19 protein-coding genes and 1 pseudogene are annotated in these 21,836 nt (G+C 70.4%); 10 read left to right on the top strand and 10 right to left on the bottom strand.

The genetic code is table 11. From position 1 onward, the window contains the following. Positions 1–2: 2 nt before the first annotated feature. Together OG226_RS22035 and OG226_RS22030 are read left to right on the top strand one after the other, a co-directional pair. Entirely contained in the window at positions 3–977 is a 975-nt protein-coding gene (locus tag OG226_RS22035) for an ABC transporter ATP-binding protein (RefSeq protein ID WP_329349803.1), read from the top strand. Continuing rightward, a complete protein-coding gene (locus OG226_RS22030; protein WP_329349802.1) occupies positions 964–1,866 on the top strand; it encodes an ABC transporter permease in 903 nt (300 codons plus the stop codon). The genes OG226_RS22035 and OG226_RS22030 overlap by 14 nt, the downstream gene beginning before the upstream one ends. Positions 1,867–1,888: 22 nt before the next feature. Here OG226_RS22030 and OG226_RS22025 read toward each other — a convergent pair whose 3' ends face one another. Both OG226_RS22025 and OG226_RS22020 read right to left on the bottom strand, forming a co-directional pair. Next, positions 1,889–2,488, bottom strand: coding sequence for a flavodoxin family protein (locus tag OG226_RS22025; RefSeq protein ID WP_328680198.1), 600 nt, complete (start codon positions 2,486–2,488; stop codon positions 1,889–1,891). 166 nt (positions 2,489–2,654) lie between these two features. Beyond that, positions 2,655–3,212, bottom strand: a complete 558-nt coding sequence (locus tag OG226_RS22020; protein WP_329349801.1) for a DUF6668 family protein — start codon at positions 3,210–3,212, stop codon at positions 2,655–2,657. Between the two features lie 178 nt (positions 3,213–3,390). Here OG226_RS22020 and OG226_RS22015 point away from each other — a divergent pair, with 178 nt between their 5' ends. After that, a complete protein-coding gene (locus tag OG226_RS22015) occupies positions 3,391–4,701 on the top strand; it encodes a tetratricopeptide repeat protein (RefSeq protein WP_329349800.1) in 1,311 nt (436 codons plus the stop codon). A gap of 10 nt (positions 4,702–4,711) precedes the next feature. Here OG226_RS22015 and OG226_RS22010 read toward each other — a convergent pair whose 3' ends face one another. Beyond that, complete coding sequence (locus OG226_RS22010; protein ID WP_329349799.1) at positions 4,712–5,182, bottom strand: VOC family protein; 471 nt, start codon at positions 5,180–5,182, stop codon at positions 4,712–4,714. A gap of 38 nt (positions 5,183–5,220) precedes the next feature. After that, positions 5,221–6,204 carry an EamA family transporter RarD gene (gene rarD, locus OG226_RS22005; RefSeq protein ID WP_329349798.1) on the bottom strand — a complete coding sequence of 328 codons (984 nt, stop codon included), beginning with the start codon at positions 6,202–6,204 and terminating at the stop codon, positions 5,221–5,223. Positions 6,205–6,428: 224 nt separating this feature from the next. On the opposite strand from rarD, the gene OG226_RS22000 reads away from it, so the two are divergent. Further along, complete coding sequence (locus OG226_RS22000) at positions 6,429–8,249, top strand: alkyl/aryl-sulfatase (protein WP_329349797.1); 1,821 nt, start codon at positions 6,429–6,431, stop codon at positions 8,247–8,249. 31 nt (positions 8,250–8,280) lie between these two features. Here the strand turns inward: OG226_RS22000 and OG226_RS21995 are convergent, their stop codons facing one another. Beyond that, positions 8,281–9,135 (bottom strand): SDR family oxidoreductase, encoded by an 855-nt coding sequence (locus OG226_RS21995; RefSeq protein WP_328680192.1) that lies wholly within the window; start codon positions 9,133–9,135, stop codon positions 8,281–8,283. A 119-nt stretch (positions 9,136–9,254) separates the two neighbouring features. Between OG226_RS21995 and OG226_RS21990 the strand changes: the two genes are divergently transcribed. Then, complete coding sequence (locus OG226_RS21990) at positions 9,255–9,674, top strand: winged helix-turn-helix transcriptional regulator (protein ID WP_329349796.1); 420 nt, start codon at positions 9,255–9,257, stop codon at positions 9,672–9,674. A gap of 484 nt (positions 9,675–10,158) precedes the next feature. On the opposite strand, the gene OG226_RS21985 is transcribed toward OG226_RS21990, so the two are convergent. From OG226_RS21985 to OG226_RS21965, 5 genes are all read right to left on the bottom strand, one after another. Then, positions 10,159–11,238 (bottom strand): 2-oxoacid:ferredoxin oxidoreductase subunit beta, encoded by a 1,080-nt coding sequence (locus OG226_RS21985; protein ID WP_328680190.1) that lies wholly within the window; start codon positions 11,236–11,238, stop codon positions 10,159–10,161. After that, on the bottom strand, positions 11,231–13,159 hold the full coding sequence (locus OG226_RS21980; protein WP_329349795.1) for a 2-oxoacid:acceptor oxidoreductase subunit alpha: 1,929 nt from the start codon (positions 13,157–13,159) through the stop codon (positions 11,231–11,233). The genes OG226_RS21985 and OG226_RS21980 overlap by 8 nt, the downstream gene beginning before the upstream one ends. A gap of 297 nt (positions 13,160–13,456) precedes the next feature. After that, entirely contained in the window at positions 13,457–14,116 is a 660-nt protein-coding gene (locus tag OG226_RS21975) for a response regulator transcription factor (protein WP_329353469.1), read from the bottom strand. Positions 14,117–14,371: 255 nt separating this feature from the next. Then, a complete protein-coding gene (locus tag OG226_RS21970) occupies positions 14,372–15,721 on the bottom strand; it encodes a sensor histidine kinase (protein WP_329349794.1) in 1,350 nt (449 codons plus the stop codon). A gap of 123 nt (positions 15,722–15,844) precedes the next feature. Beyond that, entirely contained in the window at positions 15,845–17,065 is a 1,221-nt protein-coding gene (locus OG226_RS21965; protein ID WP_328680187.1) for a sensor histidine kinase, read from the bottom strand. Positions 17,066–17,356: 291 nt separating this feature from the next. Here OG226_RS21965 and OG226_RS21960 point away from each other — a divergent pair, with 291 nt between their 5' ends. The 5 genes and pseudogenes from OG226_RS21960 to OG226_RS21940 form a co-directional block, all read left to right on the top strand. Continuing rightward, the gene (locus tag OG226_RS21960; RefSeq protein WP_443044936.1) at positions 17,357–17,761 is read left to right on the top strand and encodes an NADH-quinone oxidoreductase subunit A; all 405 of its coding nucleotides are present in this window, start codon (positions 17,357–17,359) and stop codon (positions 17,759–17,761) included. Next, positions 17,752–18,555 carry an NADH-quinone oxidoreductase subunit B gene (locus OG226_RS21955; protein WP_329349793.1) on the top strand — a complete coding sequence of 268 codons (804 nt, stop codon included), beginning with the start codon at positions 17,752–17,754 and terminating at the stop codon, positions 18,553–18,555. Before OG226_RS21960 ends, OG226_RS21955 begins: the two co-directional genes overlap by 10 nt. Beyond that, the gene (locus OG226_RS21950; RefSeq protein ID WP_329349792.1) at positions 18,552–19,880 is read left to right on the top strand and encodes an NADH-quinone oxidoreductase subunit C; all 1,329 of its coding nucleotides are present in this window, start codon (positions 18,552–18,554) and stop codon (positions 19,878–19,880) included. The genes OG226_RS21955 and OG226_RS21950 overlap by 4 nt, the downstream gene beginning before the upstream one ends. Beyond that, positions 19,877–20,845 carry a complex I subunit 1/NuoH family protein gene (locus OG226_RS21945; protein WP_328680184.1) on the top strand — a complete coding sequence of 323 codons (969 nt, stop codon included), beginning with the start codon at positions 19,877–19,879 and terminating at the stop codon, positions 20,843–20,845. The genes OG226_RS21950 and OG226_RS21945 overlap by 4 nt, the downstream gene beginning before the upstream one ends. Continuing rightward, positions 20,845–21,385, top strand: a pseudogene (locus tag OG226_RS21940) (NuoI/complex I 23 kDa subunit family protein); the annotation flags it as partial. The gene OG226_RS21945 and the pseudogene OG226_RS21940, both read left to right, overlap by 1 nt. Between the last annotated feature and the right edge of the window lie 451 nt (positions 21,386–21,836).

Here is a 21,836-nt window from a genome sequence, read left to right as displayed (position 1 = left end):
CGATGGGCGGACCGTCCGCTGAAGTGCCGGAACAGGTGGACGCTGGTGACGGCATCATCGCCACCCGTGGTCTCACCAAGCGCTTCCGCGGCGGGCAGCTCGCCGTGGACGGTCTCGACCTGACCGTCCCGGCGGGCAGCGTCTTCGGCTTCCTCGGGCCCAACGGCTCGGGCAAGACCACCACCATCCGCATGCTGATGGGGCTGATCGAGCCCACATCCGGGACGGCGCGGGTTTTGGGCCGTCCCATGCCGAGGTCCGTGCGTACGGTCCTGCCGCGTGTCGGTGCGCTGATCGAGGGGCCCGCTCTGTACGGGTTTCTCTCCGGTCGCGACAACCTGCTCCGTTACGACGCCGCCGACCCGACCGCCGATCCGCGTACCCGGCGGGATCGTGTCGCCGCCGCGCTGGATCGGGTGGGGCTGACGGCTGCCGCCGGGAAGAAGGCGAAGGCGTACTCGCTGGGGATGAAGCAGCGGCTGGGGCTTGCGTCTGCTCTGCTTCAGCCCCGTGAGCTGCTTGTGCTGGACGAGCCGACCAACGGGCTCGATCCGCAGGGCATGCGCGAAATCCGGTCTCTGATCCGGGAGTTGGCGTCGGACGGTACGACCGTTTTTCTGTCTTCCCATCTGCTCGACGAGATCGAGCAGGTCTGCACGCATGCGGCCGTGATGGCGCAGGGGCGGCTGATCACGCAGGGCTCCGTGACCGAGCTGGCGGCGGGGACGCGGGGGCGGCTGTTCGTGACCACGCCTGATGCCGGGGACGCGGCGCGGGTGCTGAAGGAACTGGGGCTGGCGGATGTGGTCGTGGCGGAGGAGCGGGTGACCGCGGAGCCGCCTGACCGTGAACTCGCCGAGGTGAACGTGGCGTTGGTGACCGCCGGGGTGCGGGTGCGGGGCTTCGGGGTTGAACGGGCTTCCCTGGAGGACGCGTTCGTGGCGCTCACGGGGGAGGGGTTCGATGTCGCGGGCTGAGGTGGTTGCTTCCGCTGGTTCCGGGCCGGTCGCCGTGCGTGCGCCCCGGTTTCTCTGGACCTTCGGGCTGTTGCGCAGCGAGTTGGTGACGACGTTCCGGCGGTGGCGCACGCTCGCGCTGCTCGGCGTGCTGGCCGCCGTGCCGATCCTGGTCGGGATCGCGGTCAAGCTGGAGACCCAGGACGGGGCCGGCCCTGGGCGTGGGGACGGGGGTGGTGGGCCCGCGTTCATCGCGCAGATCACCAACAACGGGCTGTTCCTGGTGTTCACGGCGTTGGCCGCCACGCTTCCGTTCTTCCTGCCCATGGCCATCGGGGTCGTCGCGGGGGACGCGATCGCGGGTGAGGCCGGCGGAGGGACCCTGAGGTATCTCCTGGTGGCTCCGGCCGGCCGTACCCGGCTGCTGCTCACCAAGTACGCGACGGTGCTGACGTTCTGTGTGGTGGCGACGCTGGTCGTGGCGCTTTCGGCGTTGACGGTGGGGGCGTTGCTCTTCCCGTTGGGTGATCTGACGACTATTTCCGGTACGCAGATCAGCTTCGCGGAGGGGCTGGGACGGGCGTTGTTGATCGCGTTGGCCGTTGCCGCGTCGCTCGTCGGTATCGCGGCCCTGGGGCTGTTCATCTCGACGATGACCAGTAGCGGGATCGCGGCTATGGCCACCACCGTGGGGCTGCTGATCACCGTCCAGATCCTCGACCAGATCCCCCAACTGCACGCGCTTCAGCCGTACTTCTTCTCCCACTACTGGCTGTCCTTCGCCGACCTCATGCGCGAGCCCGTGTACTGGGACGACCTGGTGAAGAACCTGGGTCTTCAGGCGTTGTACGCGGCGGTGTTCGGGTCGGCGGCCTGGGCGCGGTTCACGGCGAAGGACATCACGGCGTAGGACATCACGGCGTAGGGCGTTGCTACGAGGCCGAGTCCTCGAAGGGGAAGCGGGCGAGTGGGGCTTCCTGGGTGAAGAACGTCTTCGCTCGGGTCAGTGCCTCGGTGTCCTTGAGCACGTCGCCGGGGGCGCTGCCGTTGCCGAGCAGGACTCCGCCGAAGCGCATCTTGAGGTACGCGGCCGAGTTGTTGAGCGTGCCGATCACCGGGTCGGCGACCACGGGTTCGTCGTCGGCGAGGGCGGAGACGCCCCAGAGCGTGCGGCCGGCCATCGTCGCCTTGAAGTCGGCGCCGGGGACGCGCAGCCAGTCGGACCAGTAGTCCAGGTAGCGCTTGGTGAGACCGGAGAGCGAGTACCAGTAGACCGGCGAGGCGATCACGATGTCCGTCGCGGCGAGGGTGGCGTCGAGGAGCTGCCGGATGGTGTCGTTCTCGGTGGGCTGGACCGCCCCGACGATTCCGTCGTGCCGGATGTCCAGGAAGTCGGGGAGCGGGTGGTCGGCCAGGCGGATCCACTCCTGCTCGACGTCCGGGGGCAGCTGCTCGGCGGCCCTGCGGGCGAGGAGTTCGGTGTTGCCGTCCAGGCGGGCGCTGCCCAGCACGAAGAGGAAGCGGCGGGTCATGGGTCCCCCAGGGGTAATCGGCGTGCGGTGATTGTAGCCGTATGCATTATATGCGCACGCAACCATCTGTCCATGGGGTGCCAGTGGGGTGGGGCGGGGTGGTCCGGGTGGGGTCGCCCGCGGGTGTGTGGGTGGGGTCGGGGTCGCGGGGGGTGGGGTGCGTGCTTCAGCGTGGGTGGCGGATCGTGCCTGTGAGGCGGGCCAGGGCTTCTGTTTCGCGGGGTGGGTCGCCGGTGAGGTCGCCGATGCGCCAGGACGGGACCCAGGGGACGCGGTAGACGTCGATCACCGACTCGATGGCCTTGATGTGCTGGGCGAGTTGGCGGGGGAGGCGTCCGGGGGCGTCCGCTACGAGGACCACGGCGTCCAGGTCGAGCCCCGCGGGGGCCTCGCCGCGCCGGAAGACCTCCAGCGCGCGGGAGACGGCGGCCAGCCCGGCGGCGTGCGTGCGGGCGACGAGCAGGATGGACGGGGGGTCCTCGGGGCCCGGCCAGTCGCGGCCGCAGTCCTGGCCGCCGTAGACCTCGGCGAGCGTGGTGACGCCGGTGCCGCCGTGGGTGGCGACCCAGGAGAAGCGGCGGCGTGGGGCGGTGGCGATGCGGGTGGGGATACTGGAGGGGCGCTCGGGTGTTTTCGGTGCCTCTGCGTGCGGGCCGTTGTCCACCGGCAGCGGTACCGGTCCGCGGAGCCAGATCTCCGGGCCCTGCCGTCCACCTGTCTGCATGACCGAGTTCCTCCGTCGTGGTCCCACCGGTCCTCACGGAACTCCTGGGACGAGGCTGTGACGTCGCGGTTACCTGAGAACCTGAAGGGAACGGCGAGACTCAACAGTACGCGTACGAACGGATCTTGACGCTGGGGAACGCGGGCCGCCTCCCCGACGCATGCGAGTGAGGGAACCGATGACTCGACTCAGCCGCGAGAAGAAGCGGGAACAGAAGCGAGCCGCACGCTCGGCACCCGCCGCGTCCCCTTTCGAGGTACGCGTCCCCGTGGACGGCACGGGCGCCGGGGGTGCGTCGATCGGGGGAGTGCCGGTGGCCGTGGCCGCGGGCGAGGAGATCCAGCAGGCGGTTCTGACTCAGCTTCATCGCATCGCCTCGGCCACGGGCCACCCCGTGCGCGCGACCGTCCACGACGACCGGATCGGGTACGTCGTTCCGCTGCAGATCGATCCGGACGGGTCCAGTCACTTCTCGGCGGAGCCGTGGGCCATGGCCGGCCCAGGGGAAGGGGCTGCCCCGGTCGGGTTTCCGCCGCCGCCCCCCGCGCTGCCGCCGGCCGTGTCCGCGGACGCCGTAGGACCGGAACCGGAATTGTCCCGGGAACCTGAGGATCGCCGTGGGGGGAGCGGTGATCCGGCTACTCATCGGCTGCGGGCCGTGTCCGCTCCGGGGGTGGAGGGGGAGGTGGTTCCGACCTTTCCGTTGCGGGCCGTGCCTGAGTCGGTGGGGGAGTCGGCGCCGACCTTTCCGCTGCACGCGGTGCCGGAGTCGGCCGAGGGGGGTGCGCCGCTGGGGTCGGTCCAGGCGCCCACGGGAGCGTTCGGGCCGCCGCCGGTGATGGACGCGGCGCCGGTCGCGGACGTACCGCCGGCCGCTCCGGAACGTGCCTCCCGTCCTGCCGCCATCCCCATTCCCGACCTCGCGCTCACCGCCCCGGAACCGGACCCCAAGCCGACGCCCGCGCGGGGGTTCGACGCCGTGGCCGAGGCCGTGCTGGGGGACGAACCGGTGACGACCGACGGTGCGGGGACCGCGTTCCTCATCGAGCCGATGGTGCGGATCAACGAGGCCGTCAAGGCGGGGCGGATCGACGAGGCGGCGGGCCTTGCGGAGCGGACCGTCGCGGAGGCGGCGAGCGCTCTCGGCCCCGAGCACTCCGAAGTCCTACGGCTGCGCGAACTCGCCGCGTACATCGCCTACTTGGCCGGTGACCCGGTCCGCGCCTTCCACCTCTCCCTCGACCTCGCCCGCATCCGCCACCGCACCCACGACGCGGAGGCCGCCTACGGCAACGTCCAGAGCGCGGCCACCGCCTGGCGTGCCGTACGCGACCCGGAGCAGGGTCTCGCCCTCGGCCGCGACCTCATCGACCTGTGGACCGGACTCACCACCGAGGACGGCCCCGCCGCAGAGGACATCGAGGAACTGGAGTCCGCCCGCGCCCGTATGGGGCGTCTGACGGAGCGCGCCCGTCGGGCTGCTGAGTGAGGCCCGGCCCCTAGGCCACGCAGAACTCGTTGCCCTCGGGGTCCGTCATCACGATCCAGGCGCCGGCCGGTTCCGTCACCCGGCGCAGCACGCTCGCGCCGAGGGCCGTCAGGCGTTCCACCTCGGCCTCGCGGTGGTCCGGGCCCGGGTGCAGGTCCAGGTGCAGGCGGTTCTTGGTGGTTTTCGGCTCGGGTACGCGCTGGAAGAGGATGCGGCGGCCCAGGCCCGTGCCGCGGTCCTTGTCGTACGGGTCGTCGGGGTGGCGTACGGCCATCAGGTCGCGGAAGGCCGGGCGGCCGTGGAAGTCGACGGTCGCGGCTTCGGGCAACGCGCCCATTTTCAGGAGCTGTTGGACGAGGGTGCTGTTGTCCTCGGGCTCGTAGTGGAGCGCCGCGGCCCAGAAGTCCGCCTGGGCGTGCGGGTCCGCCGCGTCGATGACCAGTTTCCAGTGGATGGGTGTGGGTGCGGGCGTCTGTGTCATGCCCTTCACTCTGGCATCGGTGCCGCGCGCCTGCTGGGCTACGCCTCCACCGTGTCCACCGGGTTCGGGCTTCCGGCCGGAGGCCTCTTCTGCGGGAGCGCCGCCGCTGCCGCCCTGCCCCTCCGCGCCGTACGCCACGCGTCCGTCGTCAGGAGGATGAGGGCCAGCCACACGAGCGCGAAGCCCGCCCAGCGTGCGGGTGGCATCGACTCGTGGAAGTACAGGATGCCCAGCAGGAACTGGAACACCGGCGCCATGTACTGGAGCAGGCCCAGGGTCGACAACGGCACCCGGATCGCCGCCGCGCCGAAGCAGACGAGGGGGATCGCGGTGACGATGCCGGTGGAGGCGAGGAGGCCGGCGTGGCCGACGCCCTCCTGGGCGAAGGTCGCCCTGCCGTGCGCGCCGAGCCACAGCAGGTAGGCGAGGGCGGGCAGGAACTGGACCGCGGTCTCCGCGGCCAGTGACTCGATGCCGCCGAGGTTCACCTTCTTCTTCACCAGGCCGTACGTCGCGAAGGAGAAGGCGAGCGTGAGGGAGATCCAGGGCGGCTGGCCGTAGCCGACGGCCAGGACGATCACGGCGGCCAGGCCCACGCCGACCGCGGCCCACTGCGCCGGGCGCAGGCGTTCCTTCAGGAGCAGGACGCCCATCGCGATGGTGACGAGGGGGTTGATGAAGTAGCCGAGCGAGGCCTCGACGACATGGCCGCTGTTCACGGCCCAGATGTAGACGCCCCAGTTCACGGTGATGAAGGCCGCGGCGATCGTGACGAGGCCCAACTTGCGGGGCTGGCGCAGGAGTTCACCGGCCCAGGCCCAGCGCCGGATCACGAGGAGGGCCACGGCGACGAAGGCCAGCGACCACACCATGCGGTGGGCGAGGATCTCGGCGGCGCCCGCGGGCTTGAGCAGCGGCCAGAACAGCGGGACCAGGCCCCACATGCCGTATGCCGCGAAGCCGTTCAGCAGTCCTATGTGGTGCTGGTCGCCCTTCGGCCTCCCGCTCGGCTTCCCGCTCACGGGCCCCTCCTTCGTACGCGCCCTGCCGCGTCGATGCGGCCAGCACGAAGGTAGCGCCGAGCGGCCCCGCCTGTCATGGCCGTATCGCCATACGGTCATGACAGGGGAAGGGGCGGGCGTCTGACATGCGGTCCCGCCCGGCCGGTGCTGAGATGGATCGACGCGCCCTGTGTCGGCCCGTGCCCCCGTCGCGTGCACGCCGGAGCCCTGGAACGGAGCCCCTGATGACTGACACCGCCCTTCCCTTCGAGGACACCGCCGACTTCGAGAACGCCGACCGGGGCTTCGTCGACGCCCTCGATCCGGGGGTCGTGACGGGGGCCGACGGCCGTGTCGTCTACGACAACGACGCCTACGCGTTCCTTCAGGGGGACTGCCCGGACACCGCGCACCCCAGCCTGTGGCGCCAGGGGCAGCTCTGCTCCCGGCAGGGCCTGTACGAGGTCAGGGAGGGCGTCTACCAGATCCGTGGCCTGGACCTGTCGAACATGACCCTCGTCGAGGGGGAGCGAGGGGTGATCGTCATCGACCCGCTGCTGAGCGTGGAGACGGCCGCCGCCGGGCTCGCGCTGTACCGGAAGCACCGCGGCGACCGTCCCGTCACCGCGCTCCTCTACACGCACTCGCACGCCGACCACTTCGGCGGCTCGCGCGGTGTCCTGCCGCCCGGTACCGAGGAGGGCGTTCCGATCCTCGCCCCGGCCGGGTTCCTGGAGCACGCGGTCAGCGAGAACGTCTACGCGGGCAACGCCATGACCCGCCGCGCGATCTTCATGTACGGCGACCGACTGCCGAAGTCGGCCGAGGGGCAGATCAGCGCCGGCCTCGGCATGACGACCTCGAACGGCACCGTCAGCCTGATCCCGCCGACCCACGACATCACCCGCACCGGCCAGGAGGAGACGCTCGACGGCGTCCGCATCGTCTTCCAGCTCACCCCGGGCACGGAAGCGCCCGCCGAGATGAACTTCCTCCTCCCCGAGCTGCGCGCCCTGTGCCTGGCCGAGAACGCCACGCACAACATGCACAACATCCTGACCCTGCGCGGCGCCGTCGTCCGCGACGCCCGGGTCTGGTCGCGGTACCTGGACGAGGCCATCGAGTACTTCGCCGACGCCTACGACGTCGCGTTCGCCTCCCACCACTGGCCGACCTGGGGGCACGACAACGTCGTCCAATTCCTCGCCGCGCAGCGGGACTTGTACGCCTACCTGCACGACCAGACGCTGCGCATGCTGAACGACGGTCTGACCGGTCCCGAGATCGCCGAGCGGCTGGAGCTGCCGCCCGCGCTGGCCAAGTCCTGGCACGCGCGCGGCTATTACGGCTCCCTCAACCACAACGTCAAGGCGATCTACCAGCGTTACCTCGGCTGGTTCGACGGCAACGTCGCTCACCTGTGGGAACACCCGCCGGTCGAACTCGCCCAGCGGTACGTGGAGTTGGCGGGCGGCACGGACGAGGCTCTGCGCAGGGCGCGCGGTTACGTCGACGCCGGTGATCCGCGGTTCGCGGCCACGCTCCTCAACCACATCGTCTTCGCCGACCCGTTGCGCACCGACGCCAAGGAACTCCTCGCCCAGGTCTACGAGTTGCTCGGCCACGGCGCCGAGAACGGTACCTGGCGCAACTTCTATCTGACCTCCGCCATGGAGCTGCGCCACGGCGTGAACACCATCGCCCTCGACACCGGCAACCCGGAGATGGCGATGGCGCTGACCACCGACATGCTGCTCGACTCCGTCGCCGTCCGCGTCGACGGCCCCCGCGCCTGGGACGACGACCTCACCATCGACCTCGTCCTCACCGACGAGGACCGCCGCCACCGCCTCACCCTGCACAACGGCGCGCTCACCCACCGCACCCTGGACACCCCGAAGACCCAGGCCGCCCTGACCCTCACCCTCACGAAGCCCCAACTCCTGGGCGTCCTCGCGGGCAAGGGCCTCGACGGTGTCACGACCGAGGGCGACGCGTCCCTGCTGGCCCGCCTCTTCTCCCACGTCACGAGGCCCGACAAGGGGTTCCCGATCGTCACGCCGTGATGCCCGGGGGAAGAGGCCGTCCGGAGGTGGGTCAGCCCTTCAGCGCGACCGCGATCGCCTCGCTGATCGGCGTGGTCGGGCGGCCCGCCAGGCGGGACAGGTCGCCGCTGGACACGACCAGTTGACCCTGCGCGATGGACGCGTCGACACCGGCGAAGATCGCGGCGAACGCCTCGGGCAGTCCGGCGCCGGTGAGGATGCCGATCAGCGTCTCGCCGGGCACGTTGTTGTAGGCGATCTCCTTGCCGGTCTGCCGGCTCAGCTCGGCCGCGTACTCGGCGAAGCTCCACGCCTCGTCGCCGCCCAGTTCGTACGTCTGGTTCTCGTGGCCCTCGCCGGTCAGTACCGCGACGGCGGCAGCGGCGTAGTCGGCGCGCGAGGCGGAGGAGACCCGGCCGTCACCGGCGGCGGCCACGACGGCGTTGTGCTCCAGGACGGGGGCGAGGTTCTCGGTGTAGTTCTCGTTGTACCAACCGTTGCGGAGCAGGGCGTACGGCACTCCGGACGCCAGCAGCGCCTCCTCCGTGCCGCGGTGGTCGTCGGCCAGGGCGGCGGCGAGGGGGCCGGGGGCGCTGGTGTAGGCGAGGAGCGCGACACCGGCGGCCTTCGCGGCCTCGATGACGACCTTGTGCTGCCCGACGCGGCCCTTCTCGAACTCGTTGCCGGAGATCAGCAGCACCTTGTCGCCGGCGGCGAAGACGGTGTCGTAGGTCTCGGGGGCGTTGTAGTCCGCGACGACGATCTTCACGCCGCGCTCGGCGAAGTCGGCGGCCTTCTCCGGCGTCCGTACGACGGCGGTGATCCGGTCGGCCGGAACCTTCTCCAGCAACTGCTCCACGACGTGACGGCCGAGGTGTCCGGTGGCTCCGGTGACGACGATGCTCATGGTGACGACTCCTTGTAGGGGTGCGGCGTGGTGCGGTGTGATGCGATGCGGTGCGTGCCACTAACCCTAGGGGAGGCGCTAACTCGTGGAAAGTACCCACTTTGAAGTAAGGTACTGGCATGGCAGTAAGTGCAGAGGTGGCCGGCGGCAGCCGCGCGGTGGGCGAGGCGATGTGCCCGCACCGCCTGATCATGGAACACGTCACGTCCCGCTGGGGCGTCCTGGTCCTCATCGAACTCCTCGGCCGCCCCTACCGCTTCAGCGAACTCCGCCGGGCGATCGGAGAGGTGCGGCAGGTCAGCGAGAAGATGCTGGCCCAGACCCTGCAGACGCTGGAGCGGGACGGCCTGGTCCACCGCGACGCACAGCCGGTGATTCCGCCGCGCGTCGACTACTCCCTGACCGACCTGGGCCGCGAGGCGGCCGAACAGGTACGGGGGCTGGCGCTGTGGGCCACGGACCGGATGGGGCGGGTGCTGGAGGCGCGGGAGGCGTACGACACGGCGAAGGGGCGAGCGGGTACCGCCGGGGGGCTCTAGGGTCTGTCCGGCGGATCCTGTCGCAGACGCGGGGCCTGGCACGCCCTCTCCCGCTGCCCTAAAGGCGTGGGGGACCCCCAGCGGCGTTGTCGTCGGCCGCCGACGTCCCCCGGCCTTCGGCCGGGAGGTGCCTCCACCGCGTCGACTCCCTCCTCCGCCTTGCAGCCGCACGCACCACACTCCGCTCACCGGCGCTGATCAGGTGCCCTTCATTTCCTGCGACCTGATCCCCCGGACAGGCCCTGGTCCTGCCTTGTGCGCGGTGCGGTCCGGACGAGTGGTGGCTGGGGGGACCGGCACGGGAGTCGCGCGGCGAGGCGTCTTCGGCTCACCCGGTCCGGCGCCTCGGCGCCTCTCCCCGCCGACGAGGCTCCTTGTCGGGCGAAACACGTCAAGCGGGACACCCCGGACGTCTGATCGGCGTAGTGACGGAAGGGCCGGGGTGCGAGAACCGCACCCCGGCCCTTCCGTGTGAGCGGAACCGTCAGCCCACAACCGTCCAGGTGTCCCCGCCCGCCAGCAGTGCGGCCAGGTCACCCTTCCCGTTCTGCACGATCGCCGTGTCGAGCTGGTCGGCCATCTGTGTGTCGTAGACGGGGCGTTCCACGGACCGGAGCACACCGATCGGGGTGTGGTGCAGGGTGTCCGGGTCGGCCAGGCGGGAGAGGGCGAAGGCTGTCGTCGGCGAGGTCGCGTGGGCGTCGTGGACCAGGATCTGCGACTCGTTGTCCGGGGTCACGTCGACCACCTTCAGGTCGCCCGTGGCCGGATCCCGGACCACCCCCCGCGCACCCTCCGCGCCGAACCGGATCGGCTGCCCGTGTTCCAGGCGGATCACCGCCTCCTCGGCCTGCTGACGGTCCTTCAGGGCGTCGAAGGCGCCGTCGTTGAAGATGTTGCAGTTCTGGTAGATCTCGACGAGCGCCGTGCCGGGGTGGGCCGCCGCCTCGCGCAGGACCTGGGTCAGGTGCTTGCGGTCCGAGTCGATCGTGCGGGCCACGAAGGACGCCTCCGCGCCGATCGCCAGCGACACCGGGTTGAAGGGGGCGTCGAGCGAACCCATCGGGGTGGACTTCGTGATCTTGCCTACCTCGGAGGTCGGCGAGTACTGGCCCTTCGTCAGGCCGTAGATCCGGTTGTTGAAGAGGAGGATCTTGAGGTTGACGTTGCGGCGGAGGGCGTGGATCAGGTGGTTGCCGCCGATGGAGAGGGCGTCGCCGTCGCCGGTGACGACCCAGACGCTCAAGTCCCGCCGGGACGCGGCCAGTCCGGTCGCGATCGCGGGGGCACGGCCGTGGATGGAGTGCATGCCGTACGTGTTCATGTAGTACGGGAAGCGGGAGGAGCAGCCGATGCCGGAGACGAAGACGATGTTCTCCTTGGCGAGGCCCAGCTCCGGCATGAAACCTTGCACCGCCGCGAGGATCGCGTAGTCACCGCAGCCGGGGCACCAGCGCACTTCCTGATCGGACTTGAAGTCCTTCATGGACTGCACTGCCTCGGCCTTGGGGACGAGTGAAAGTGCTTCGATCGTGCCCGTGCCTTCCGTGGACGTCTCAGCCATCGATGGCCTCCTTGAGAGCCGTGGCGAGCTGCTCAGCCTTGAACGGCATGCCGTTCACCTGGTTGTACGAGTGCGCGTCCACCAGGTACTTCGCCCGCACCAGCGTGGCGAGCTGACCGAGGTTCATCTCGGGGATCACCACCCGGTCGTAGCGCTTCAGGACCGCGCCGAGGTTGCGGGGGAAGGGGTTGAGGTGGCGGAGGTGGGCCTGGGCGATGGACTCGCCGGATGCCCGCAGGCGTCGTACCGCTGCCGTGATGGGGCCGAACGTCGAGCCCCAGCCGAGGACCAGCGTCCGCGCGCCGTGCGGGTCGTCGACCTCCAGATCCGGTACGTCGATGCCGTCGATCTTGGCCTGGCGGGTGCGGACCATGAAGTCGTGGTTGGCGGGGTCGTAGGAGATGTTGCCCGTGCCGTCCTGCTTCTCGATGCCGCCGAGGCGGTGTTCCAGGCCGGGGGTGCCGGGGATGGCCCAGGGGCGGGCCAGGGTCTGCGGGTCGCGTTTGTAGGGCCAGAAGACCTCGGTGCCGTCGTCCAGGGTGTGGTTCGGGCCCTGCGCGAACTGGACGGTGAGGTCCGGGAGTTCGTCGATGTCGGGGACGCGCCAGGGCTCGCTGCCGTTGGCCAGGTAGCCGTCCGAGAGGAGCATCACCGGGGTGCGGTAGGTGAGCGCGATGCGTGCGGCCTCGATCGCCGCGTCGAAGCAGTCGGCCGGTGTGCAGGGGGCGACGATCGGGACCGGCGCCTCGCCGTTGCGGCCGAACATCGCCTGGAGCAGGTCGGCCTGTTCGGTCTTGGTGGGCAAGCCGGTGGAGGGGCCGCCGCGCTGGATGTCCAGGACGAGGAGGGGGAGTTCCATGGATACGGCGAGGCCGATGGTCTCCGACTTCAGTGCCACGCCCGGGCCGCTCGTCGTCGTCACCGCGAGGGAGCCGCCGAAGGCCGCGCCCAGGGCGGCGCCGATGCCCGCGATCTCGTCCTCGGCCTGGAAGGTCCGTACGCCGAAGTTCTTGTGCCGGCTCAGCTCGTGCAGGATGTCCGAGGCCGGGGTGATCGGGTACGAGCCCAGGAAGAGGGGGAGGTCCGCCTGTCGGGACGCGGCGACCAAGCCGTAGGACAGGGCCAGGTTCCCGGAGATGTTGCGGTAGGTGCCGGTCGGGAACGCGGTGGTGGCCGGGGCGACCTCGTAGGAGACCGCGAAGTCCTCCGTCGTCTCGCCGAAGTTCCAACCCGCCCTGAACGCCGCGATGTTGGCCGCCGCGATCTCGGGTTTCTTGGCGAACTTCGACTTCAGGAACTTCTCGGTGCCCTCGGTCGGCCGGTGGTACATCCACGACAGCAGGCCCAGCGCGAACATGTTCTTGCTGCGCTCGGCCTCCTTGCGGGTCAGGCCGAAGTCCTTCAACGCCTCGACGGTGAGGGTCGTCAGGGGCACGCGGTGCAGGCTGTAGCCGTCCAACGACCCGTCGTCGAGGGGTGAGGCGGCGTAACCCACCTTCTGCAGCGCGCGTTTGGTGAACTCGTCCGTGTTGACGATGATCTCCGCACCGCGCGGCACATCGGCGATGTTCGCCTTCAGGGCGGCCGGATTCATCGCGACCAGCACGTTGGGCGCGTCGCCCGGGGTCAGGATGTCGTGGTCGGCGAAATGCAGCTGGAACGACGAAACCCCCGGCAGGGTGCCTGCGGGGGCGCGGATCTCGGCCGGGAAGTTCGGCAGTGTGGAGAGGTCGTTCCCGAAGGACGCCGTCTCCGAGGTGAAGCGGTCACCGGTGAGCTGCATCCCGTCACCCGAGTCACCGGCGAACCGGATGATCACCCGGTCCAGGCGGTGGACGTCCTTCACCCCCGCCGGTTTGCGTTGTTCCCCGACGACGGCTCCGTCGGCCTGCTCCGCTGGGCTACTGACCTGGCTGGTCACTGAACTGGACCTCCTCTTCGAGGACGCTGTCCGGGCATGGTCGTCACGCCGACCCTCCCAGGATCAACCCTACGTCTGTAAGGGTCGCCTTCCTTGGGTCGTTCGCATGATGGACGCTGTTTTGAGACGGCCTGACGCCCTGACTTGTCATGATTTCTCGTCCCCCGGTACTTCCCTCGGAGACGCTCCCGTTGTGTTGACTGGTTCTCGGACCCGGCTGACAGATGGCTGACGGCGGTGAACAACCGCCGGTCGGCGGCCGGACAGCTGACACGGTGTCAGTTTGGCAGGATTCTGTCAGGAGTTGAGGTAGGTGAGGACGGCCAGAACACGTCGGTGATCCCCGTCACTCGGCGACAGGCCCAGCTTCAGGAAGATGTTGCTGACGTGCTTCTCGACCGCGCCGTCGCTCACCACGAGCTGCCGGGCTATCGCGGAGTTCGTCCGCCCTTCGGCCATCAGCCCCAGCACCTCGCGCTCCCGCGGGGTGAGTCCCGCGAGCACGTCCTGCTTACGGCTGCGCCCGAGCAACTGCGCGACCACCTCCGGGTCGAGCGCCGTACCGCCCGAGGCCACGCGCACCACCGCGTCGACGAACTCCCGCACCTCGGCCACCCGGTCCTTCAGCAGATAGCCGACGCCGTGCGTGGAACCGGCCAGCAGTTCGGTGGCGTAGCGCTCCTCCACGTACTGCGACAACACCAGCACGCCGAGGCCGGGATGCGCCTTGCGCAACTCCACGGCCGCCCGCACCCCCTCGTCGGTGTGCGTCGGCGGCATCCGTACGTCGGCCACGACCACGTCCGGCAGCGCGCCCTGCCCGGCCAGCTCGGTGATGGTCTTCACCAGCGCGTCCCCGTCGCCCACCCCGGCCACCACGTCGTGCCCGCGATCGGTCAACAACCGGGTCAGGCCCTCCCTGAGCAGCACTGAATCCTCGGCGATGACCACCCGCACCCTGTCCTCCACGATGTTCGGCCCCCATTGCCCGCCCTGCCGGCCCGCGTCGGTCCGCGTCCGTCCATACGACAGGTCCAGCATTCCAGGGTTCGCGACCCGGTGCGGGCGAGGGGATGGAATCGGGGGTTGGGGGCGTGCTGGAGGCTGGGGGTAAATCTAACCGCTGTCAGGTGTGTTGAGTGGTTAGAACGGACCCCAGCCTGTGGAGGTGGTGGGGTGGAGGCGTCCGGCCTGTCCAGTACCTCTCGCCCCTCAACCCCGCCAGGGCAGCTCCGCCGTGATCCGGGTGGGCCCACCCACCGGCGAGTCCACCACCAGAATCCCGTCCACCGCGTCCAGCCGCCCGGCGAGACCGGCCAGCCCCGAACCGCCGGAGGCGTCCGCGCCGCCCACCCCGTTGTCCACGACCTGCAACATCAGCCGGTTCTCCACCCGCCACACGTCCACCGCGGCCCAGGTCGCCTTCGCGTGCTTGCTGATGTTCTGGAGCAACTCCGAGACGGTGAAGTACGCGATCCCCTCGATGGCGGCGGCCGGCCGCGCGGGCAGATCCACGTCCACCTGCACCGGCACCGTGCACCGCGAGGCCACGGAGGACAGGGCCGCGTCCAGCCCCCGGTCGGTCAGCACCGCCGGATGGATCCCGCGCGCCAGATCCCGCAGCTCCTGCAACGCCGTCTTGACCTCGCCGTGCGCCTCGCCGACCATCCGCGCCGCCGCCTGCGGGTCCTCCGTCAGCTTCTCCTTCGCCAGCCCCAGATCCATGGCCAGGGCCACGAGCCGGGCCTGCGCCCCGTCGTGCAGGTCGCGCTCGATCCGCCGTAGATCCGCCGCCGCCGTGTCGACCACGACACCCCGGTCCGACTCCAGCTCCACGACCCGGGTCGCCAGCGTCGACGGGCCGAGCAGCCCGTGCACCATCACCCGGTCCACCATCGTCAGTGCCCGCACGATCCACGGCGTGGCCAGCGTGAACAGCAGTCCGACCAGCGCGGTCACGGTGATCTCGAAGGGGTTGTCCAGGTAGATCCGGTGGTGCTCGTCGCCGTAGAGCTGAAGGCCGCCCCCACCGCCGTACATCGGGAACACCCAGAACCACAGCGGGTACGTCAGGAGAGCCCAGCCGTACGTCCAGAAGCTGAGGCCGACGACGAAGGAGAAGACCGCCCACGGGAGGTGCAGCAGGGCGTACAGCAGATGGCGCCAGGACACGCCGCTCTTGAGGACCGCGCCCATCCAGGCCATCGGGCCGTTCTTCTTCATGCGCAGCGGCTCGGGGGCGGCGACGTCCAGGTCGAGGAGCCGACGCGCCCGGGCCCGCTCCAGCGCGCCGAAGCCGCGGCAGCCGGCCAGGGCGCCCGCCAGGACCGGCACGCCGAGGAAGGTGATCAGCAGGCCCGCGCCCAGCGACACCATCGTGACGGCGTAGGTGAAGAGCAGGATGCTGATCGGCAGGCTCAGCAGCACATAGCCGAACTCCCGCCAGCTGCGCGCCTCGAAGGGTGCGCGCAGCGCGGTCGGCAGCCGGTGCCGCCGCCGGCGCCGCTCGTCGAGGTCGAACGTGCCGTGCGTTCCGTACCCCTGCCCGTACTCCGTGGCCATTGACGTCGTCCCGTTCTACTCGTTATCCGCAGCCGTGCCGGCCGTGCCGTCGTATCTCCAGACTGCTCGACCGCAGGTCCGTGGGCCATGGAGTCCGTCGGCCTCCCGGGAGGGGGGTTTTCCCTACCCCCGGCCCGGTTCGGTGGTCCGGTCACGCTCGCGCCACGGCAGCTCCGCCGTGACGGTCGTGGGTCCGCCCGGCGGGGAGTCGAGGACGAACAGGCCGTCGACCGCGCCGAGTCGGTCGGCGAGGCCGCGCATGCCGGTGCCGCCGTCGAGGTTCGCGCCGCCGCGGCCGTCGTCCCAGACCTGGATGAGCAGCCGGTCGTCCGACCGCCACACGTCCACCGACGCCGAACGGGCGCCGCTGTGCTTGCTGATGTTCTGCAGCAGCTCGGAGACGGTGAAGTACGCGATGCCCTCGATGGCCGCGGCCGGGCGCGCGCCGATGTCGGCGGTCACCTTCACCGGCACCGTGCAGCGCGAGGCGACGGAGGAGAGGGCGGCGTCCAGCCCGCGGTCGGTGAGGACGGCGGGATGGATCCCGCGCGCGAGGTCCCGCAGCTCCTGGAGCGCCAGCTTGACCTCGCCGTGCGCCTCGTCGACCATCGCGGCGACCTGTTCGTCGGCCTGGCCCTCCAGCAACTTCTCCTTGGCCAGCCCCAGGCCCATCGCCAGATTGACCAGCCGGGCCTGCGCCCCGTCGTGCAGGTCGCGCTCGATCCGCCGCAGATCCGCCGCCGCCGTGTCGACCACGACACCCCGGTCGGACTCCAACTCGGCGATACGGCGCTCCAGTTCGTCGGAGGGGGAGAGGAGGCCGCGCACCATCGCCCGGTCCGCGTTCGCCAGCCCGCGCGCGATGAACGGCAGCACCGGCCACAGCACGAACAGCGAGGTCAGCGTGACGGTGAAGGTGACGATGCCCCACGGCAGGCGCATCCCGTCGTACAGCACCGTCCGCCAGCCGACCGGGTCCTTCAGCGCCATCCACACCCGTTGCAGCAGCCCGCCGCCCTTGCGCCACGGCAACGGGCTCGGCTCGTCGATCCGCACCCCGAGCAGCCGCCGGGCCCGGCCCCGCTCGAACCTTCCGATCAGCCGGGCGCCCATCAACCCGAGCGCGAGCAGCGGGAACCCGACCACGGTGACGGTCAGCCCGCCGCTGATGGACAGCATCGTCACCACATAGACGAAGCCGAACACCGACACCGGCAGATTCGTCAGGAGATGCGCGATCTCCTTCCAGGTGTGTCGGTCGTAGGCGAAGCGGGCCGGCGGCAGCGGCTCGTCGAGCTCGCCGCCGGGTGCCGCCGGGTCGGCGTAGGGGATGCGTACGGTCATATGGGCCAGCGTGCCCCGCGACGCGCTTCAGCGCCATGAGGTCCGCCGCCCGGGTCTGCTGGGGAAAACCCCACCACGGGATCTCAGGGGGAGATCAGGGGCATCTCGGGTGAGGTCAAGGCGTGACGGGCTGCTTACCGTCCCTTTAACAGGGCCTAGACTCCCGTGCGTACAGATCGTCGAACACAGAGTTCACATGGGTCACGGGGGCACCGGGTCACCGGAGCGGGCCGTGGGGAAGCCCGTGCCGAGGAGGAGGGGTCGGACTTGCGGGAGATGTTGCCGGGAACCTTGCGGGAGCCGACCGTGGTCGTCGCGGCGGACTCGGCGGACTACTTCCGGTCCTACTCCGTCGTGGGACTGCTCGCCGTCGTCGGCGTCCTCTTCGTCGCCGTGGCCTTCGGCGCCGGCCGCCTGCTGCGCCCGGTCGTCCCCACCCCCGAGAAACTCCTGACCTACGAGTGCGGCGTCGACCCCGTCGGCGAGGGCTGGGCCCACACCCAAGTCCGGTACTACGTCTACGCGTTCCTGTACGTCATCTTCGCCGTCGACTCGATCTTCCTCTTCCCCTGGGCGACGGTCTTCGCCGCGCCGGGCTACGGCGCGACCACCCTCGTCGAGATGTTCATCTTCCTGGGCTTCCTGACCGTGGGCCTGCTGTACGCATACAAGAAGGGCGTCCTGGCATGGACGTGACCCCCGAGCCCGTGATGCTGCCGGAGCCGAAACGCCTGGGCGCCCTCGCCCGCCTCGCTCCCGAACCCATGAAGGTGGTCCTCAACTGGGGCCGCCGCTACTCCCTCTGGGTCTTCAACTTCGGCCTCGCCTGCTGCGCCATCGAGTTCATCGCCGCGTCCATGGCCCGCCACGACTTCATCCGCCTCGGCGTGATCCCCTTCGCGCCCGGCCCGCGCCAGGCGGACCTGATGGTCGTCTCCGGCACGGTCACGGACAAGATGGCCCCGGCCGTGAAACGCCTCTACGAGCAGATGCCCGAGCCCAAATACGTCATCTCCTTCGGCGCGTGCAGCAACTGCGGCGGCCCGTACTGGGACTCCTACTCGGTCACCAAGGGCGTCGACCAGATCATCCCGGTCGACGTCTACGTCCCCGGCTGCCCGCCCCGCCCCGAGGCCCTCCTCCAGGGCATCCTCAAACTCCAGGAGAAGATCGCCCGGGAGTCGCTGGGGGAGCGGTACGGGGTGGCCGGGAGCCGGGCTTCCACGGCGGCGCTGCAGAGCGGGCTGGTGACGGCGCCGGCGGCAGTGGCTGGTGGGGGTTCCGCGGGTAAGGGTGCGGGTGCGGACTCGCCGGGTGCGGGTGCGGGTGCGGGTGCCGGTGCCGGTGCCGGTCCGTCCTCCGACCCCGACTCCGATTCCGACTTCGGCTCGGGCTCGGGCACCGACTCGGGCTCGGGTTCGGGCACCGACTCCGACTCCGGCTCGGGCACCGACTCGGGCTCCAACTCCGGCTCGGGGGACGCCCGATGACCGCCGTCGGTTGGCTGCCCGCACCGGTCGAGGAACTGTTCGGCACGGAGGCCACGGCCGAGGAGTCCTACGACCTCCTCACGGTCGACGTACCCACCACCACCTGGCTCGCCGCCTTGCGCACCGCCCGCGACGACCTGGGCTGCACCTACTTCGACTGGCTGAGCGCGGTCGACGAACCAGGCACCGGCTTCCGCGTCTCCGCCCACGTCGTGGCACTGGCACCGGTACGCCGCCTCCTCGTCCGTACGACCGTCCCGCACGAGACCCCGGCACTTCCCACCGCCGTCGACGTCTACGCGGGCGCCGCCTGGCACGAACGCGAGACCCACGAAATGTTCGGCGTCGACTTCGAGGGCCACCCGGGACTGGACCACCTCCTCCTCCCGGAAACCTTCGAAGGCCACCCCCTCCGCAAGGACTTCGTCCTCGCGGCCCGAGTCGCCAAGGCCTGGCCCGGAGCGAAGGAACCGGGTGAGTCCGACCACGGCGGCCCGAAACGCCGCCAGATGCTCCCGCCGGGCGTCCCCGACCCGAACGAGTGGGGCCCGTTGAAGGGCCAGCTTCCGGCGGCCCCGACGCGGCCTGCGCGGGGGGCGGGACGGGCTGCGGGTGAGCGTCCGGTACGTGCGGCGGGTGAGCGTCCGGTGCGTGGAACGGGTGACCGTGCGACAGGTGCGGCGGGTGAACCTCCTGCCCGCGCGGCCGGTGACGGTCCGGCACATGCGGCGGCCGGCGATCGCCCTGTGCGGCGGGCCCGCTCGGCTTCGGAGGGGTCGGTGAGTCAGGGGGCGCCGGCTGGGGGTGCGGTGCCTTCGGAGGAAGGTGCGGTGCCGCCGATGGGAAGTGCGGCGCCGTCTGCTTCGGGTGGGGCGTCATCAGCTGGGTCGACAGGGGCGCCCGCCGGGAGCGAGGCCTCGCCGGTTGAGGGCGCAGCACCGGCGAGTGAGGGCACGGTGCCCGCGACCGAGGGCCCGGCTCGGTCGGCCGAGGGCGTTCGTGCCCCTGTGGTACCGCCTGCTGGGCCGCGCCGGGCGCGTAGCGCGAGCGAGGGTTCGGCATCGCAACAGGCGCCGGCGCCGGAATCGGCACCTGCGGCAGAACCGTCACAGGGACCGGCATCAACGCGAGAGGGCGACGCCACCCAGCCCTCCGCCGCTCCCCGCAGCACGGACGCCCCGTGGCACAACGCCCGCCCAGCCTTCGAGGAGACCGAGCCCGACTCGGACACAACTGCACCGGAAACGGACGCAGTTGAAGGGCCCGATTCACCCCCCACCCCCGAAAACCCAACGCCCGACACCCCCACAGGAGGCCCGCAGTGAACGACGTACCAGACGTCGCCCTGCGACTCCTGATCGTCTTCGTCGTCTTCCTCACCTTCCCCCTGATCGTCGGTCAGACCGAGCACAAGGTGATGGCCCACATGCAGGGCCGCCTCGGCCCGATGTACGCCGGCGGCTTCCACGGCTGGGCCCAACTCGTCGCGGACGGCGTCAAGTTCGCCCAGAAGGAAGACATCGTCCCGGCGGGCGCGGACCGCCGTATCTTCCAACTCGCCCCCGCTGTCGCCCTCCTCCCGTACCTGCTCGTCCTCCTCGCGATCCCCATCGGCCCGAGCGAGGGCGCCGTCGGCCAGGTCCTGGACGCGGGCATCTTCTTCGTCCTCGCGGTGATGGGCGTGAGCGTCCTCGGCTCACTCATGGCCGGTTGGGCCTCCGCCAACAAGTTCTCCCTCCTCGGCGGCCTCCGCACCGCCGCACAACTCCTCGCCTACGAACTCCCCATGTTGCTCACCGCCGCCTCCGTGGCGATGGCAGCCGGCACGGTCTCCCTCCCCGGCATCCTCGACGCCTTCCACTGGTGGTGGCTGCCCTGGCAGATCGTCGGCGCGATCGTGTTCTTCATCGCCGGCCTCGCCGAACTCCAGCGGCCCCCCTTCGACATGCCCGTCGCCGACTCCGAGATCATCTTCGGCGCCTACACCGAGTACACCGGGCTCCGCTTCGCCCTCTTCCTCCTCGCCGAGTACGCCGGAATCGTCGTCCTGTGCGGCCTGACCACCGTCCTCTTCCTGGGCGGCTGGCACGGCCCCTGGGGCGCGGACGGCCTCGGCTGGGTGTGGACCCTGCTGAAGACCGGAGTCCTCGCCTTCGTCGTCATCTGGCTCCGCGTCACCTATCCCCGCCTGCGCGAGGACCAGCTCCAGAAACTCTCCTGGACCCTCCTCGTCCCCCTCTCCCTCGCTCAGATCGCCCTCACCGGCATCGTGAAGGTGGTGTTCCTCTGATGGCCCCGATCCCCGGCTCCGGTCTCGCCAAGGGCCTGGCCGTCACCCTCCGCACGATGACGAAGAAGACCGTCACCGAGCAGTACCCGGACACCCAGCCCGACCTTCCGCCCCGCACCCGCGGAGTCATCGGCCTGTTCGAGGAGAACTGCACGGTCTGCATGCTCTGCGCCCGTGAGTGCCCCGACTGGTGCATCTACATCGACTCCCACAAGGAGACGGTCCCGGCGGTGGCCCCCGGCGGCCGTGAGCGCAGCCGCAACGTCCTCGACCGCTTCGCCATCGACTTCTCCCTGTGCATGTACTGCGGTATCTGCATCGAGGTCTGTCCTTTCGACGCGCTGTTCTGGTCCCCGGAGTTCGAGTACGCCGAGACCGACATCCACGAACTCACCCACGAACGCGACAAGCTCCGCGAGTGGATGTGGACCGTCCCGGCTCCACCGGCCCTCGACCCCAAGTCCGAGGAACCCAAGGAGATCGCCGCCGCCCACAAGACCGCCGAGAAGCTGGCGGCAGCACAGGCAGCACAGGCAGCACAGGCAGCACAGGCAGCACAGGCAACTCAGGCCGCGGAAGCCGCAGCGACCGTGGAGGCCACGCAGACTCCGGAGACCGGGGCGCCTGCAAAGACCGCGCGGACCAAGCCCGCAGGTGCCGCACAGTCCACGGAAGCCGCAGCGACCGTGGAGGCCACGCAGACTCCGGAGACCGGGGCGCCTGCAAAGACCGCGCGGACCAAGCCCGCAGGTGCCGCACAGTCCACGGAAGCCGCGGAGTCCGCGAAGGCTACGCCGGCCGTAGAGGTCACCGAGGCTGCGCAGACCAAGCCCACAGAGTCCCCGCAGGCTGCGGAAACTGCAGGGCCCGCAGCCGCCACTCCAGCCGCCGAGGTCACCGGGGCCGAGCAGACCAGGCCCGCCGAAGCCGCGAAGCCCGACCCCGCCGAAGCCGCGAAGCCCAACCCCGCCGAAGCCGCGAAGCCCAACCC

The sequence above is a fragment of the Streptomyces sp. NBC_01261 genome, from assembly GCF_036226385.1.
Taxonomy (GTDB): domain Bacteria; phylum Actinomycetota; class Actinomycetes; order Streptomycetales; family Streptomycetaceae; genus Streptomyces.
This window is presented reverse-complemented; position numbering and strand designations above follow the sequence as displayed.